Origin of the sequence: Vulgatibacter incomptus (genome assembly GCF_001263175.1) — a bacterium.
Classification (GTDB): domain Bacteria; phylum Myxococcota; class Myxococcia; order Myxococcales; family Vulgatibacteraceae; genus Vulgatibacter; species Vulgatibacter incomptus.
In genome coordinates this window covers 3,044,546-3,059,723 of record NZ_CP012332.1, presented here as the reverse complement: position 1 = coordinate 3,059,723, position 15,178 = coordinate 3,044,546, and the positions used below count along the sequence as shown (strand labels likewise).

Sequence of the window (15,178 nt, the reverse complement as noted above, 5' to 3'; positions counted from 1 at the left end):
GCTCCGGGGAGTCCACGCGAAAGATGGAGGGCGCGATGAGAGCGATGGTCCTCGAGGAGCCGAAGCGGCCGCTGGTGCTCCGAGAGCTCCCGACGCCCACGCCCGGACGGGGAGAGGTTCGGATCGCCGTGAGCGCTTGCGGCGTCTGTCGGACAGACCTTCATGTGGTCGACGGCGAGCTGGAGCACCCCAAGCTTCCGCTGGTCCCGGGCCACGAGATCGTGGGGCGCGTGGAGGCGCTCGGGCCCGAGGTGGACGGATTCCAGATCGGCGACCGCGTCGGCGTGCCCTGGGTGGGCTGGACCTGCGGCGCCTGCGCTTTTTGCCTCTCCGGCAGGGAGAACCTCTGCGATCGCGCCCTCTTCACGGGGTACCAGCTCGACGGCGGATATGCCGAGCACGTGGTCGCCGACGCGCGCTACGTCTTTCCGCTGCCGTCCGGCTATTCGGACGAGGAGGCGGCCCCGCTTCTCTGCGCCGGCCTGATCGGCTACCGCTCGCTACGGATGACGAAAGACGCGAGGCGAGTCGGGATCTACGGCTTCGGCGCGGCGGCCCACCTCGTGACCCAGGTGGCGCTGTGGCAGGGCCGGGAGATCTACGCCTTCACCCGCGAGGGCGACGCCGAGGCCCAGGACTTCGCCAGGGAGCTCGGCGCGTCATGGGCGGGAGCGTCCACCGAGCTCCCGCCCGTCGAGCTCGACGCCGCGATCGTCTTCGCGCCGGTGGGATCCCTCGTCCCCGCCGCCCTCGGTGCCGTCGGAAAGGGCGGGACCGTGGTCTGCGCCGGGATCCACATGAGCGACATCCCGTCGTTTCCCTACGAGCTCCTCTGGGGTGAGCGGGTGCTGCGGTCCGTCGCCAACCTCACCCGCGAAGACGCCCGCGAGTTCCTCGAGCTCGCTCCGAGGGCGAAGGTCCGGACCACGATCCGGACCTTCCCTCTGGAGCGGGCGAACGACGCGCTCGAGGCGCTCCGGTCGGGCCGGATCCGCCGCGGCGCCGCCGTGCTCCTCCCTACTGCGAGCCCTTCATCCCCGGGACGCTGAACCCGAAGCTCCCGAGGGCCTGGCGGAGGAAGTACGGGAGCTGCGAGTAGTTGCCGAGCTCGACGCACGCGCGGTTCTGGTCGCAGGTGCACTTGGAGTTATCGGTCTCGTTGCAGCCGGCAGGCGGCGCTCCGTTCGGAGTGAGCCACTTCATCGTGGGATCGAATTTCACCCTGGGCTGGTCGTTCGAGCCCAGCACCGGGACATACCAGTCGGGACTGCCGTCGCCGTCGAGGTCGGTCCCGGGCTCGGTCTCGTATGCCTTGAAGACGAGCTCGTTCGCGTACTCGAGCACCCGGGCGGCGATCCCCTTCTGGACCGTCTTGCCGAAGATCGTCTCCTTGCCGAAGGTCCTCGCGACCCAGATCGTGCCCCATGGATCGTGGAGCTCGATCCGGTTCGCGAAGCCGGGATCGTCGTCATGGCCGACTTCCCAGATAGCGAGCTGGTCCAGCCAGGCCTGTTTCGAATTCTCGGGCAGATACATCAGCGTGTATGCGATCAGGAACTTCTGCTGCTCCCAGCCCACCTGCGGATCGACGGGGCGTGAGCTCGCGGGGATGGTCGTGCAGAGAACGCTCATGTTCTCGGTAGAGCAGCTCTCGGGGCCGCTGGCGGGCCACCAGGAGGTCCAAGCGATTCCGGACGGGAGAAGGTCGGCGTCGGTTCGGACGCGGAACGCTGCGTCGGTTGCGAGCCGCGGCCCCTTGATCGCGTCGTCCCCCGTGAGGTTGTTCGCCAGCCAGCGCCGGTAGCCGTCCGGGAAGATGTCGGCGAGGGAGACCGCGCGGAAGCGGGCGTCGACGAATTCGTCGAGGCCCGCGCCGATGAAGTTGTCGACCGACTCGGTCATCAGCATCGCCGACCAGGCCTTCTCGTAGTACGAGCCCGCGCCCAAGGGCTTGTAGCCGTCATCGTCTCTGGCGAAGACGTTCCCCACCGGCATTCCGCCGTACGAGACGCCGCCGAACCGGCCCGTGGCGCCGTAGGGAACGATCACCTCGGGGCGCGCACCGCTCGGCGCGCCGGAGCGGAGCACGTCGTCGTTCCCATTGCCGAGGCGCTCGACGGAGTGCGGTCCGGCCTCAGGCCTGGCGAGCAGCCGGCTGAAGTGATCGAAGGCGAGGCCCGAGGCGAGGAGGTTGCCTTCCAGGCTGTTGGCCTTGACCACCGCGGCGCAGAGCGAGCCAGGATCGTGGCCGGCCTTGTTGGCAAGGTCGCGGCAGATGTTGAGCTGGAGGCCGAGGCCCTTCGTCGCGTCGCGAAGTTTCTCGTCGTAGCGGGCGAGGCTGCGAGTCACGGTGGCACGAACGCTGAACGTGAGTTTGTTCCGAGGGTGGTTGTCGAGGATGTGGCTCATCTCCTTCTGGGCGATCAGGAAGTCGAAGAGCTCGTAGATGTCGGCGCCGTTGTCGTAGCGGAGCACGGAGACGTTTCCTGTGTCCGCCCAGCGATCGGTGGCGAAGCCGTACGGCACCCGGACCCGGAGGGAGGGATCGACGGAAGGTCCGCCTCGATAGCTCTCCGTGCGGATCTCCTGGTTCGTCGGAAAGCGCAGCGAGGCGTAGGGCACGTAGTCGACCTGCTGCGTCTTGCATCGAGTGTGAGATCCATTCACCTTGACCATGAAGCCGTCGAAGAGCGGATCCCAGGCGCCGTTTCGCTTCTCGTCCCAGGCCGCGGGCTCGAAGCGGGTGGCGTCCACCGCCCGGCAGTCGTCGATCACGGAAAATGCGTTCTGGATCTGGGAGTAGTGGAAGGTCGTCGTCTTGGACGCGTCCTTGCCTTCGCCCCCGATCATGGGGCGCATGCCGATGGTTCCGCCGAAGTTCCCGTCCTTGGCGAGCATGCCGGTGCCACGGGGGAGGCCCGCGCGGTAGCTCGGATCGCCGAAGACCGCGATGGTGTCGCCGTAGAACGACCGGGCCGCCGCGAAGTCGTAGGCGCCGAGGCCGACCATGTCCTGGAGGATCTCGCCGGGGTGGTCCATCACGGAGGAGTGCATGAACATCTGGATGAGCTCGTCGCTCTGCTCGTCCGAGACCGGGTCGAAGTAGCGCGGGCCGACGCAATCGGCGGGCGTGTTCAGGTCGGTGCACGCCTCCTTCCGCTCGCCGTCTCGGGTTCGGAGCTGCCAGTACTGCGGCCGATAGCCCCAGGCGTCCGATGAGCTCACGAAGTTGTGGCGAAGCGCGACCGAGTGCCCCAGCTCGTGGGCGATCAACGAGGAATGGAGGCGGCTCGCGAGGTAGCGGCGCATGCGTTCGGCGCGTTCGAGCTGGCTAGCGACACCGTCCTTGGAATCGACGGCGCCGAACTTGCGCTCGAGGTGCCTGGCGAGGTTGGCGATGGAGACCGGGGCGGGCGGGTCTCCGAGCACGCAGGCTCCGTGCTCCGCCAGGGCGACCTCCTTGGCGCTGCGCATCTTCCTCGCGAGGACGGGGTTCGCGCCCTGGAGCGGCGAGGCCAAGGTCATGAAACCGGGGAAGTTGAAGGCGCTCCCTGCGTACTCCTGCATCGCCTTGGTGGTCAGCGCCATGTCGAGATGGTCGTCGACGGCGGCCTTGCGGCGCGCCTCGTAGATCGGCTCGAAGTCGGATGGAGCGTTCACGTCGGAGCGGATGCCATCGACTCTCGCGGCGATCGCGTCCACCTGGCCCACGATCGCGCTCGGGAGCCGGTCGAGCGACGCCTCGCGAAACGTCTCCGGTGAGACGCCGGAGGCCTCGGCGAGGCGCCGCTCAAGCTCCTCGCGGGTCAGCGGGGGGAGGGCACCTCCGCCCTTGCTGGCGGCCTTGGCGACGCCGGACCAGTCGTATACGAACTCTGCCTCGTTGAGGCCCCCCTTGGGGAGCTCGCCCGCTGCGTAGCGCGCGATGTCCACGAGGTCCTGGCTCAGCAGGTCGGTGACGTGGGAGGAGACGTCGATGCTCGCGGAGATCTTCTCGCCGGAGAGGGGATCGCTGGCGTCCGCCATGATCGCCCAGGGCGAACCGCTCTGCGGAGCGGCGAGCACGTTTACCTGGTGGTAGCGGAGGTCACCGCGACGAGCCGAGAGCGCTCCATCGCAGATCTCCATGGTGCCCAGGTCGCGGACGTCGCGGGCTTCCTCGCACTTTCGGGCCGTGACGCCGGCCGGGAGCCGGGGGCCGCCGCACTCGGCGGGATCGTTGGCCTCCACCGGGCTGTGGCAGAGGACGAGGATCCGATTCAGCTTGGCGACCTCGATGACTCCCTTGGAGTAGCCGCGGTCCCTCCCCAGCTGCTCCGCCACCTCGTCGCAGCGACCTGCGAAGTCCGGGTAGGCCTTGCCGCGGAGGCAGGAATCCATCTCGCGGGAGAGGGCGATCGCGTCGTCGTTCTCTTCCTGCTGGCCAAAGTAGACCGGGAAGCGATCCTCGCAAGCCGCTTCTGCGGAGCCCTTCCCCCGGGTCGCCATGCACTCGGCATAGCGAGCGCTCATCACGGCGGCGCGCAGGGCCGTATCCCACTCCTGGGTCGCCCGGTCGGTGGCGTCGAAGTAGTCGAGATTGCTACCGAGGGTGAAGAACAAGGGCTGCGGCCGGACCTTGCGGGCGCGGAAGGGGAGGGTGCACTTCTGGTTGAAGGTGTCGCACCTCGAGCCGGCGCCGGCGGAGACGCACTCGTCGGCGGTGCCGTTGGCGGCGAAGCCGCGGTTCGGGTCCGCGTCGGCGGGCGTGGTCGCAGGGGTGGAGCACTCGATCGCGCCGGTCATCGCGGCCGGATCCCGATAGAAGTGGCTTCGCTCCCAGATGTTGTAGCGGTTGATGAAGCGGTTCTGGCGGTCTCCGCCGTACTCGTAGCCACGGGGGGCGAAGCGATTGGAGGTCAAGGCCCCAAAGGCCTGCGAGCGGTACCCGTCCCAGTCCGCCGGCTCGTAGTCGGTGTTCGTGACGCGCTTGAACGACTGCCGGATCGTCAACTCCGCGGGGTTGCAGCTGGTGGAGGGCCCGGACCCGCTGCCGATCGTGTCCCCGAGGAAGCACGCGGGGTAGCTGTCGATTCCCCAGCCGAGGTGGCGCAGGTCCACCTGCTGCGGGACCGCGAAGACCTTGGTGGTGATGTCGAAGTAGCCGTTCTCGAGGTCGAACCGCGGAGCATCCGGGTCGGCGGGATCGTTCAGGTAGTACGAGCTGGGCTCGTACTTCACGCCGCCGTAGACGCCCATCATCGACAGGGTGTCGAAGTCGTAGCTGTCCGTGTTGAGGTTCTTCGACCAATCCACCTGCATGTACTTCCGCTCGTACCAGGGGCGGGATTCCGTATCCTCGACGTATAGGTTTTCGCCGGTGGCGGGGTTGTACCTACGCTGGAAGTCGACGTGCCTCCCGATCCTGAACATCGCCGCGATCACGCCGTCGTTGCGCAGCCGATCGACGCTATTGCCGTCGACGCGTTCGTAGGTCAGGCGGCCGATCAGGAAGTCCTCGTAGATCGTCCACTTGAGGCGCGCGAGGCGCTCGGAGGCGGCGGTGAAGCGTTCGTCATTTCCTTCGCTGTAGCCGACGCCGACGAGGGTGGCTCGCGAGTAAAACTCGGGAGCGCTCGAGGGATCCCCGGGGTCCTTGCCGACGAAAAATGATTTTTCCAGCGCGTGCGGCCCAGGCTGCTGCACCCGCTCGGCCGGTTCTCTGCCCTTGCTGCAGCCCGTGCCGAGAGCAAGGAGCGCCAACAGCGCAAACGAGCTACAGCGTAGCGGGAAGAATGACTGGGCACGCCTCCGCGCACCGCGATCCCTTCGAGGCTTCATTCGAGTATCCCCTCCGACGCCTGGGCGTGATTGTACGCACCACTCGCAGTGCAGTGCGCGTGCCAAGAGCCGGTGAACGGGGGCTGCTCGAATCTGGGGCGAACGGAGCCGAATGCGGCCGCAGCTTTCCTGATTTCGAAGCGCGGGTTCGGAGGATCGAACGCGGCCGAGGGCCGGCCGAACGCTCTCGCGCGACGCCGAAAGCGGAGCGCCGGTGCTACGCGCTCGGGAGCATGTCGATCGGTACGGCCGGATCGAGATACTTGCTCATCTTGTGGGTGAGGTACTCCTTGGCCTTGCTCCGCCAGAGGAGGCCCGGATCCTTGCCGTCGAAGGTGACCATCCCTTCGCGCACCGAGACCGTCCCCTCGATCGCGACCACCAGGTAGCGGCCACGGATCGTCCCTTCGTCGCCCTGCCAGGCTACGCCGATTCCGTGCTTGGCTTGGAGGTACTCGCCGAGGCGCTGGAGGCGGGCCTTGGCCTCGGAGACGGGGAGGCGGGTCGGGAAGTCGATGTGCATGGACATGGCCGGGAATCTACCAAAACCGGCCGGTCATCGCCCCAGCCAAAGCCCTCCCGTGGGCTACTTCTGGCTCGAAACGCCGAGAGGCCCCGAAGGGCCTCCCGGAGGACAGGACCGCTTCCGGCTACCGGCGCCGGCGCAGGAGCGCGAGGGATGCGATCGCGAGGGGCAGGAGGCCTCCAGGGCCTGCGGCAGCGCTCGCGCCCCCGCAACCCGCCATGGCCTCGTCCGGCGTGATCGACCCGTCGGCGATCTGCTTGAGCTCGTACCGGCCGGGACGGTAGGAGCCGCTCGAACCGGACGACTCGCTGGACTCGTCCGAGCCGGAAGCGCCTGGCGTGCCGGGCGTCCCGGGCGAACCAGGGGTGCCAGGTCGGGGCGGGATCACGTTAGCCGGGCCGGTTCGGAGCGAGTCGTCCTGACCTCCCTGGCTGCCTTGGCTCTGCGTCAGAAAGGTTCCCGTGGAGGGATCGAAGTACGCATAGCGTCCTCCGTCGCGCGCGTTGATGATCACGACGCCAGCCTGGGCCGAGGCCAACGGAAGCCCGAGGACGAGCAGCGCCGCCATTGTGGAAAGAAGGGGCCTCATCGCCATTCTCCAACGGTGGTGCGCGGGGACGCGCAAAATGTGTAGGTCACGGAAAAGCGCCGGCCCGGCCGCCGCTCCCCCAACTTCGAAGCGGCCTTTCGGACGAGCTCCACGGCGGCGCCGGGATCCCCGAAGTGCCCCTCCAGATAACGCAGTACGGAACGCGGCGCCAGCGAAGCGGTGGCGCGCTGCCTGGCGCAGCGCCGGAGCGTCTCCATGAGCCGCTCCTGTGTCGGGTCTTCGGGCGGGACGTCCGAAGTGGCCATTACCACCAGCGCCCAGGGCTCCTTGGCGGGAGCCGGGAGCTCCGTGAGCGCGGTCAGCTCTTCCAGCAGCGCTTGCTCGCCCACGGAGCAGAACGCCTCCTGCTCTGCCTCGTCGAGGTCGAGATCGACCTGCGCCACGAAGCCGCTGGACGGATCGTTCGCGACCTTCGCGATGACCGGGAGGAAGTGGCGCGCCACCGTGGTGAGCATCCCTTCCTGGCGGTCGCTCTCGAAGGCGCGCGCGGTCGCTTCGTAGAGAGCGCCCTGCTGCACGAGGATCCCCTCACGCACCAACCTCGAGAGCCGCTTTCGCATGCGGACGAGATCGCGCTCCCCGGCGGCGTCGGCCAGCTCTTCCAGGGTCGCCGCTCCCGAGAGGACGCGCACGATGATTGGGACCTCGCCCGAGAGGGCGTCCCACCCGGTCTCGCTGTAGATTTTCGCGACGCTGGCCGACATCAATTCAATTCCTCGCCGGTGCCGGGCGGAGACGTCTCCTCGAGGGAGCCGAAGACGTCGTGGTAGATCTGCCACGCGACGCTCTTCGGCGGCATCTCGTGGGGGTTCGTTCCGAAGAACCGCCGGAACTCGCTCTGGTTCCGCGCCCCGCTGAGCAGCCAGAGCGCAGCCTTCGTGGCGAGCGACGTTCGGGCCATGAGGTTTCGATAGCTGGACGGCACCGGCTTCTCTCCGCCGGTGAGCGACCCATGGAGCTCACGCAAGACTCGGGCCAGCTTGAGCAAGGTGGTCTGGGGCAGGGCGTGGAGCTCGGCGATCCGCGCGACCGTCTGGGCCTCGATCGCGAGGTCGAACCGCTCCTCGATGTCCGCGCGATCCCAGGCGTCCCGGTCCTCTGTGCCGGCCCCGTAGAAATCTCGAAGCACCTTAGAGAACGCGCTGCTCTCGAGCGAGATCGGGTCCTGGCCTTCGAAGGCGAAGACGGCGTCCCGAACCAGCTCGCGCAACCTGCGCACCGACGTCTCGCGATGCTCTACGAGGGCGCCCTCGAGATCGGCGAGCGCCCGGCGGGTGGGACCCTCGAACTCGGTCCAGCCCCTGTCGCCGGCGGCCTCGCGGGCGAAGGTGGTGGCCAGCTCGGAGATGTCCTCGCGGCGCGACCAGAGAGGGAGGAGGTTGATCTTCGCCGGCGCGCGATCGAGGAGATCGCGGCGGAAGCGGCCGTCCCTGGTGAGCGCCACCAGGTCCAGGTTCGAGACGAGGACGATCAGCGCGTCGGTGCGCTTGAGGGACGTGGAGCCTACGGGCCGGTACTCCCTCTCGCCGATCAGGCGCAGCAGCCTTCCCTGGGAATCCAGGGAGAGGTTCTGCACCTCGTCGAGGACGAGGGTGCCGCCCTTCGCCTTCTCGAGCAGACCCGCCTGATCGGCGTTCGCGCCGGTGAACGCGCCGCGCTTATGGCCGAAGAGGGAGCTCTCGAAGAGCGAGTCGGAGAGGTTGCCGCAGTTGATCTCGACGATCTCGCCGTCGCGGCCGAGCTCGCACCTGGCGACCTCGTGGACGAGGGAGGAGACGAGCTCCTTGCCGGTGCCGGTGAGGCCGGCGAGGCGGACCGCGTCCCGGCCGCGTCGCGAGAGCACTGCGGCCTGAACCTGGGAGGCGACGTCCTCGCGGAAGCGCGATCCGACGATCCCCAGCTTGTCGAAAGTGGTTGCGAAAGCGTCCATCGCGAAGCCTCGCCGTCTGATACCGCCTCTTGATCAGAAGCCTATCACGGGAAGCCGAGCGATCGAACAAGCGCCCCAAAAATGTCGAGGCGGCCAGATCGGGGAGCTCCCGACCTGGCCGCCTCGTGGGAAGACGCGGGGTCGCGTCTTCCGATTACATCAGTACCAGCCCTTCATCCCGAGGCCCGTGAAGCCGTAGCTCACGATGGCCTGGCGGAGGAAGTAGGGGACCTGCACGTAGTTGTCGAGCATGACGCACGAGCGGTTCATGCTGCACGTGCACTTGGAGTTGTCGGTCGCGTTGCAGCCAGCAGGCGCCGACCCGCCAGACGTCCCGTCCGGCTTGATCCACTCCATCGTGGGGTCGAACTTCACGATGGGCTGACCATCCGCACCGAGGACCGGGACGTACCAGTCGGGCTGGCCGTCGCCGTCGAGGTCGGGTCCCGGATCGGTCACGTAGGCCTTGGAGGTGAGCTCGTTCGCCCACTCGAGGACCCGTGCGCCGATGCCCTTCTGGACCGACTTGCCGAAGATCGTCTCCCGGCCGTAGGTCTTGGCGACCCAGACCTTGCCGTGCGGGTCGTGGAACTCGATCCGGTTCTGGAAGCCGGGATCCGAGTCGAGACCCTTCTCCCAGAGCGCCATCTGGTTGAGCCAGGTCTGCTTCGCGTTCTCGGGCAGGTACATCAGGGTGAACGCGATCAGGAACTTCTGCTGCTCCCAGCCGATCTGCGGATCGATCGCGCGGGAGGTGGTGGTGGGAGTGGTGGAGCAGCGAATGCTCTTCTCCTCGGCGAAGCAGGTCTCGGGGCCGGTGCTCGGCCACCACGAGGTCCAGCCGATCCCCTTGGTGGGGAGCCGCGTCTTGGTGTCGCGGTCGACCGTGCCGTTCGCCAGGGTCGCGAGGCGCGGACCCTTGAGGTTGTCGTCACCGGTGAGGTTATTGCCCAGCCAGCGGCGGAAGCCATCCGGGAAGACGTCGGCGAGGGACACCGAGCGGTAGCGAGCGTCGACGAAGTCATCGAGGCTCGAGCTGATGAAGTTGTCGACCGACTCGGTCATCAGCATCGCCGTGAAGGCCTTCTCGTAGTACGAGCCGGCGTTCAGGGTGTACTCGGAGTCGTACTCACCGTGGTTGTCGGAGAGGGTGTTCTCGACGAGCTTGCCGCCGTAGGTCACCTTGTCTCCGAAGGCGCCGGAGGCACCGTTGGGGATGACCACCTCGACGCCAGCGCCGGACCGGAGGACCGGATCCTCGGCGCCCTTGAACTTCCTGATGCCGTGGGGACCGATCTCGGGCCGGGCGGTGAGCCGGGTGAAGTGGTCGAAGGCGAGACCGGAGGCCATGAGGTTGGTATCCCAGCTGTTGGTCTTCACGACAGCCGCCCACAGCGTGCCGAAATCCAGGCCTTCCTGGGCGGCGTAGTCCTTGTAGATGTTGACCATGAGACCCAGGCCCTTGGCCGCGTCACGAAGCTTCTCGTTGTAGCGCGAGAGGGTGCGGTTCGCGGCGCCGCGGATGCTGAAGGTGAGCCGGTTTCGACGGTAGTTGTCGAAGATGTGGTTCATCTCCTGCTGGGTGATCAGGAAGTCGAAGAGCTCGTAGATGTCGGCGCCGTTGACGTGACGGTACACGGAAACGTTGCCGAGGTCGGCCCAGCGATCGGTGGCGAAGCCGTACGGCACCCGGACGCGGGACGAGCGATCGACCGCGGGACCGCCGCGGAACCGGTTGGCGTCGATCTCCCGGGAGGTCGGGAAGCGCAGCGAGGCGTACGGGACGTAGTCGACCTTCTGGGTCTGGCAGCGGGTGTGCTTGCCGTCCACCGTGACGAGCATGCCGTCGAAGAGCGGATCCCAGTTGCCGTCGCGCTTCTCGTTCCACACGGCCGGCTTGAACTGGCTGGCGGTGATCTCCTTGCAGTCGGAGATCAGGTCGTAGTTATTCTGGAGCTGCGAGTAGTGGAAGGTCTGGGTCCTGGCGACGTTGGTTTCCATGCCGACCATCGGCTGGATGCCGAGGATTCCACCGAAGTTCGAGTCCTTGGCGAGCATGCCGGTGCCGCGGGCCTTGCCGGCGAGGTAGCTGGGGTCCTGGAACACGGCAACGACGTCGCCGTAGAACGACCGGGCCGCCGCGAAGTCGTACGCGCCGAGACCGACCATGTCCTGCGAGAGCTCACCGGGGTAGTCCATCACCGAGGAGTGCATGAACATCTGGATGAGCTGTTCGCTCTGCTCCGGCGAGGCCGGATCGAAGTAGCGGGGACCGACGCAGCTGAAATCGTCGTCAGCACGCAGGGTCTTGCATTCGGCGACGCGCTTGCCGTTGCTGGTCCGGAGCTGCCAGTACTGCGGGCGGTAACCCCAGGCGTCGGAGGTGCTCACGAAGTTGTGGCGCAGGCCGATCGAGTGGCCCATCTCGTGGGCGATCACGGCGTAGTTGTAGCGGTGCGCAATGTACTTGCGCATGCGCTCCGCGCGGGCCAGCTGCGTGGCGGCGTTGTCGGCGGGGTTGAAGTTGCCGAACTTCCGCTGGAGCTCCTTCCCGAGGTTGGCGATGCTGACGGGAGCCGGTGCCTCACCTGCCTCACCCGACATCATGCAGGTGCCGCGCGCGGCCAGGGCGACTTCCCTGGCGTTGCGCATGTCCCTCATGAGGCTGGGGTTCGATCCCTGGAGGGGCGAAGCGAGGACCTGGTAGTCGGGGGTGTTGGTGGTGACGCCGGCGTACTGCTGCATCGCCTTGGTGGTCAGCAGTGCGTCGAGCCCGTTCGCGACAGCGGCCTTCCGGCGCGCGTCGTACACGTGCTTGAAGTCGGACGGCGCGTTCAGATCGGCGCGGACCCCTGCGAGCTTGCTCGCGACCTCTTCGATGCGGCCGCGGCGCGAGCCGTAGGCCTCGACCGTGATGTTGCGGTACGTGTCGGCGGAGACGCCGGTGATGTCGGCGACGCGCTGGTCGAGCTGATCGCGGGTCATCGGCGAGAGCGAGCCGGCCTTGCCAGCCGACTCGGCTGCCCTGGACCAGTCGTAGACGTAGGTGCCCTCGGTGACGTCCTCGGTGGTGAGCTCGCCGGCGGCGTAGCGGGCGAGATCGACGAGGCCCTGGCTGGCGAGATCGGTCACGTGGGACCAGATGTTGATGCTGGCCGCGACCTTCTCACCCGTGAGCGGATCGTGCGAGTCCACCATGATGCCCCAAGGCGACGGGGTCTGGGGCGCGGTGATCACGTTGACCTGGTGGTAGCGGAGGTCGCCGCGGCGCACGGTGCGGGCCGCGTCGCAGACCGCGACGGTGGCCTTGTCGCCGGCGTTGCGCGCGTCGTAGCACTGCTCGGCGGTGAGGGTGGCCGGGAGCCGGGGGCCGCCGCACTGGGCGGGATCGCCCGCCTCGACGGGGCTGTGGCAGAGGACGATGATGCGGGGAAGCTTCGCAACTTCGATCACGCCGGCGGAGTAGCTGCGCTCCTTACCGACCTGATCGGCGACCTTCTCGCAGTTGCCGGCGAACTGGGGGTAGGCCTTGCCGGCGAAGCAGAAGTCCACCTCGCGCGAGAGGGCGATCGCGTCGTCGTTCTCGTTCTGCTGGCCGCGGTAGATCGGGTACGTGGCGTCGCACTCGGGCTCGGTGGACCCGGGCTTGCGGGTGGCCATGCACTCCGCGTATCGGGCCGTCATCACCGACGCGCGCAGGGCCGTATCCCACTCCTGGGCCGCCATGTTGGTGCCGTCGAAGTACTCGGGAGCGCTGCCGCTCGCGAGGTACCACGGCTGCGGGCGGATATCGCGCTCACGGTAGGGGAGGGTGCACTTCTGGCTGAAGGTGTCGCACTTCGAGCCGGGGCCGGCGGCCTTGCACTCGTCGGCGGTGCCGTTGATGGCGTACCCGCGGTTCGGATCCTCGCCGGGCTTCGTGGTGTTCGGGGTGAAGCACTCGATCGCGCCCGTCATCTCCTGGGGGTTCGCGTAGTAGTGGCTGCGCTCCCAGATGTTGTAGCGGTTGATGAAGCGGTACTGGCGGTCGTCGGTCATCCCGTAGTTGCGGGCGTAGCCGAGGCGCTCCGTCGTGAAGGCGCCGAAGTTCTGGAAGCGGTAGCCGTCCCAGTCGGCAGGCTCGTAGTCCTTGTTCTCGAGGCGCTTGAACGAGTGGCGGATCGTGATCTCGACCGGGTTGCAGTTCGCACTCGGGCCGGCGCCGCCGGCGAACTCGGGCGAGAGGAAGCACGCGGGGTAGCTGTCGATGCCCCAGCCGAGGCGGCGGAGGTCGACCTGCTGAGGCACCGCGAAGGCCTTGGTCGTGACGTCAAAGTAGCCCTGTTCGGGGACGAACTTCGGGGCATTCTCGTCCGACGGATCATTCACGAAGTACGAGGAGGACTCGTACTTGATGCCGCCGATGATCCCGAGCATCGACAGGGTGTCGAAGTCGTACGAGTCGGTGTTCTCGTTCTTCGACCAGTTGACCCGCATGTACTTGCGCTCGTACCAGGGGCGGTCGGTGTTCTCCTCGACGATGTTCTGCTCTTCGCCAGTGGTCGGGTTGTAGCTCCGCTGGATGTCGAAGTGCTTCTCGATCTTGAACATCGCCGCGATCACGCCCTCGTTGCGGAGGGGGCCGGCGCCGGTGCCCTTGCCGTCGGAGCCGTCGATTCGCTCATACGTGAGGCGGCCGATCAGGTAGTCCTGCTGGATCGTCCACTTCAGGCGCGCGAGGGGCTGGGCGTACGTCGAGGTGAAGAGGCCGTCCTGCGCCGCGCCGAAGCCGACGTCGACGATGGTCGCCTGCGAGTAGAACTCAGGAGCGTCGGAGGGATCTTCGGGGTTCGAGCCGACGAAGAACGACTTCTCCAGCACATCCGGCTGGACCCTGTTCAAGGGATCCCGCTCCTGGCCACAGCCGGCAAGAGCGAGGGCCGCCGCTGCAAGCAGCGTCGAGCTCCTCCACATTTTGTTCATCCAACTCATTCTGCCTCCGAGAGGAAGCTCCCCATGGAGCCTCCCAAGACCGATTAGAAGTGCGAGAGAAGGCCGTCGACTTCGGCGCCGATGCCCAGATAGACCATGGTGAAGCGGTTGAAGAAGGGTGAGCGGTCGCTGGAGTCCGGTGCGAGCTGACCAGCCATGGTGCTGGTGCCGCCCGAAACCCAGAAGCCGTCGAAGGGCGTGTACGTGGCGTCCACCAGGAAGACCCTCACGTACCGCGCGCTCGGATCCTTATCGGCCCCATCGAGGTGGGTGTTCCCGGTCGGAAGGGTGACGTCGGCGGTGCCGAGCTTGAAGAGCTGCTGCCGAACGAAGCTGAGGCTCGCGGTCAGGGAGAGCTCGTCGATCGGCGAGACGCTGACCATCGGACCGTGGCCGATGTCCCACGGCGAGTTTCGGTAGCCGGAGTTCCGGAGATAGTCACACGAGCCGTCGTTGCAGCCGACGATGCCGTGGCCGTCGGTCTGCGCGGTCGTCTGATCGTAGATTCGCCCGTTGAACCGTCCCGCGTAGCTGACGGTGAGCCCGGAGAGCACGTCGAACGAGCGGGAGAGGCTGAGCCCGGGGCTGATCCCGAGCTTCAGGGTCTGCGCATGCGAGAGCTTCGAGAGCGGCAGGGCGACGCGAACGCCGCCCGACACGCGGACGCCGGAGGTCTCCTCCTTCCATCCGGTGGTGGCGAGCTCGAGGGAGAGGTCGCTCCACTCGAGCTCGTTCTTCTTGTTGGTGTAGTCCGAGTTGGTCAGCTCCTGCTCCAGATCGAAGCGGGCCCGCGCGTAGAAGGCGTTGCTGAAGTACCACTGGGGCTGGAGGGAGAGCGTGTGCACGTAGATCGGGTTCCACGTGAGCTCGGCGTCCTTCTTGAAACCGATCGCGGCGGAGCCGTGCTCGTACGAAATACGGCTTCCCCGCCAGGGGTTCTTCTCCGCGCCGACGCCCTCCTCGGCCTCCTTGATGGCCTGGGCGGGGCTCTGCGCCGAGGCGCGGGCCGCCGGGAGCAAGAGTAACGCTAGGGCTGCGATCCCGAGAATCTGACGTAGCTTCATGCCTTACCTCTGGCGCGTGAGACGCGCGCGCTTCCTCGGAGATCCCGATGCAGCGCCGATGCCATCCATTGGGCGCGGGAGTAGAGCCGAGATCTCGACCGTTGGCAAGCCGACCACCCTTAGATTGCGCGATCGAAACGAGTCTCCGCGTTCCTTCTTTGGGACCGCTAGTTCGGAGATCCGAACCGGGTTCGCGAGATCGTCGCCGGGGGGTGTTTTTGGCCGTTTGGTTCGGGCGCGAAGCGCCTTCGCGGCGG

Annotated in this window: 8 protein-coding genes; 1 reads left to right on the top strand and 7 read right to left on the bottom strand. The window is 67.2% G+C overall.

The features are described 5' to 3' along the window. Window positions 1–35 precede the first annotated feature (35 nt). Window positions 36–1,049: a zinc-dependent alcohol dehydrogenase family protein gene (locus AKJ08_RS12675; RefSeq protein ID WP_050727569.1), complete on the top strand. Its 1,014-nt coding sequence runs from the start codon at window positions 36–38 to the stop codon at window positions 1,047–1,049. Here AKJ08_RS12675 and AKJ08_RS12670 read toward each other — a convergent pair. The 7 genes from AKJ08_RS12670 to AKJ08_RS12640 form a co-directional block, all read right to left on the bottom strand. After that, a complete protein-coding gene (locus AKJ08_RS12670) occupies window positions 1,018–5,742 on the bottom strand; it encodes a zinc metalloprotease (RefSeq protein WP_157370655.1) in 4,725 nt (1,574 codons plus the stop codon). The genes AKJ08_RS12675 and AKJ08_RS12670 overlap by 32 nt on opposite strands. A gap of 295 nt (window positions 5,743–6,037) precedes the next feature. Next, window positions 6,038–6,349: a polyhydroxyalkanoic acid system family protein gene (locus tag AKJ08_RS12665; RefSeq protein WP_050726401.1), complete on the bottom strand. Its 312-nt coding sequence runs from the start codon at window positions 6,347–6,349 to the stop codon at window positions 6,038–6,040. Window positions 6,350–6,470: 121 nt separating this feature from the next. Continuing rightward, window positions 6,471–6,935, bottom strand: a complete 465-nt coding sequence (locus AKJ08_RS12660) for a hypothetical protein (protein ID WP_157370654.1) — start codon at window positions 6,933–6,935, stop codon at window positions 6,471–6,473. After that, window positions 6,932–7,660: a hypothetical protein gene (locus AKJ08_RS12655; protein WP_050726399.1), complete on the bottom strand. Its 729-nt coding sequence runs from the start codon at window positions 7,658–7,660 to the stop codon at window positions 6,932–6,934. The genes AKJ08_RS12660 and AKJ08_RS12655 overlap by 4 nt, the downstream gene beginning before the upstream one ends. Continuing rightward, entirely contained in the window at window positions 7,660–8,886 is a 1,227-nt protein-coding gene (locus AKJ08_RS12650; protein WP_050726398.1) for a sigma 54-interacting transcriptional regulator, read from the bottom strand. Before AKJ08_RS12650 ends, AKJ08_RS12655 begins: the two co-directional genes overlap by 1 nt. A 159-nt stretch (window positions 8,887–9,045) precedes the next feature. Further along, the gene (locus tag AKJ08_RS12645) at window positions 9,046–13,848 is read right to left on the bottom strand and encodes a zinc metalloprotease (protein WP_240475323.1); all 4,803 of its coding nucleotides are present in this window, start codon (window positions 13,846–13,848) and stop codon (window positions 9,046–9,048) included. Between the two features lie 53 nt (window positions 13,849–13,901). Beyond that, window positions 13,902–14,921 (bottom strand): hypothetical protein, encoded by a 1,020-nt coding sequence (locus AKJ08_RS12640; RefSeq protein ID WP_157370653.1) that lies wholly within the window; start codon window positions 14,919–14,921, stop codon window positions 13,902–13,904. Window positions 14,922–15,178 lie beyond the last annotated feature (257 nt).

What these genes read in the sequence shown, in the direction of transcription:
- AKJ08_RS12650 (WP_050726398.1), bottom strand. Translation starts at nt 8,886, where the DNA reads ATGGACGCTTTCGCAACCACTTTCGACAAGCTGGGGATCGTCGGATCG.
- AKJ08_RS12640 (WP_157370653.1), bottom strand. Translation starts at nt 14,921, where the DNA reads ATGAAGCTACGTCAGATTCTCGGGATCGCAGCCCTAGCGTTACTCTTG.
- AKJ08_RS12665 (WP_050726401.1), bottom strand. Translation starts at nt 6,349, where the DNA reads ATGTCCATGCACATCGACTTCCCGACCCGCCTCCCCGTCTCCGAGGCC.
- AKJ08_RS12655 (WP_050726399.1), bottom strand. Translation starts at nt 7,660, where the DNA reads ATGTCGGCCAGCGTCGCGAAAATCTACAGCGAGACCGGGTGGGACGCC.
- AKJ08_RS12660 (WP_157370654.1), bottom strand. Translation starts at nt 6,935, where the DNA reads ATGAGGCCCCTTCTTTCCACAATGGCGGCGCTGCTCGTCCTCGGGCTT.
- AKJ08_RS12675 (WP_050727569.1), top strand. Translation starts at nt 36, where the DNA reads ATGAGAGCGATGGTCCTCGAGGAGCCGAAGCGGCCGCTGGTGCTCCGA.
- AKJ08_RS12645 (WP_240475323.1), bottom strand. Translation starts at nt 13,848, where the DNA reads ATGAACAAAATGTGGAGGAGCTCGACGCTGCTTGCAGCGGCGGCCCTC.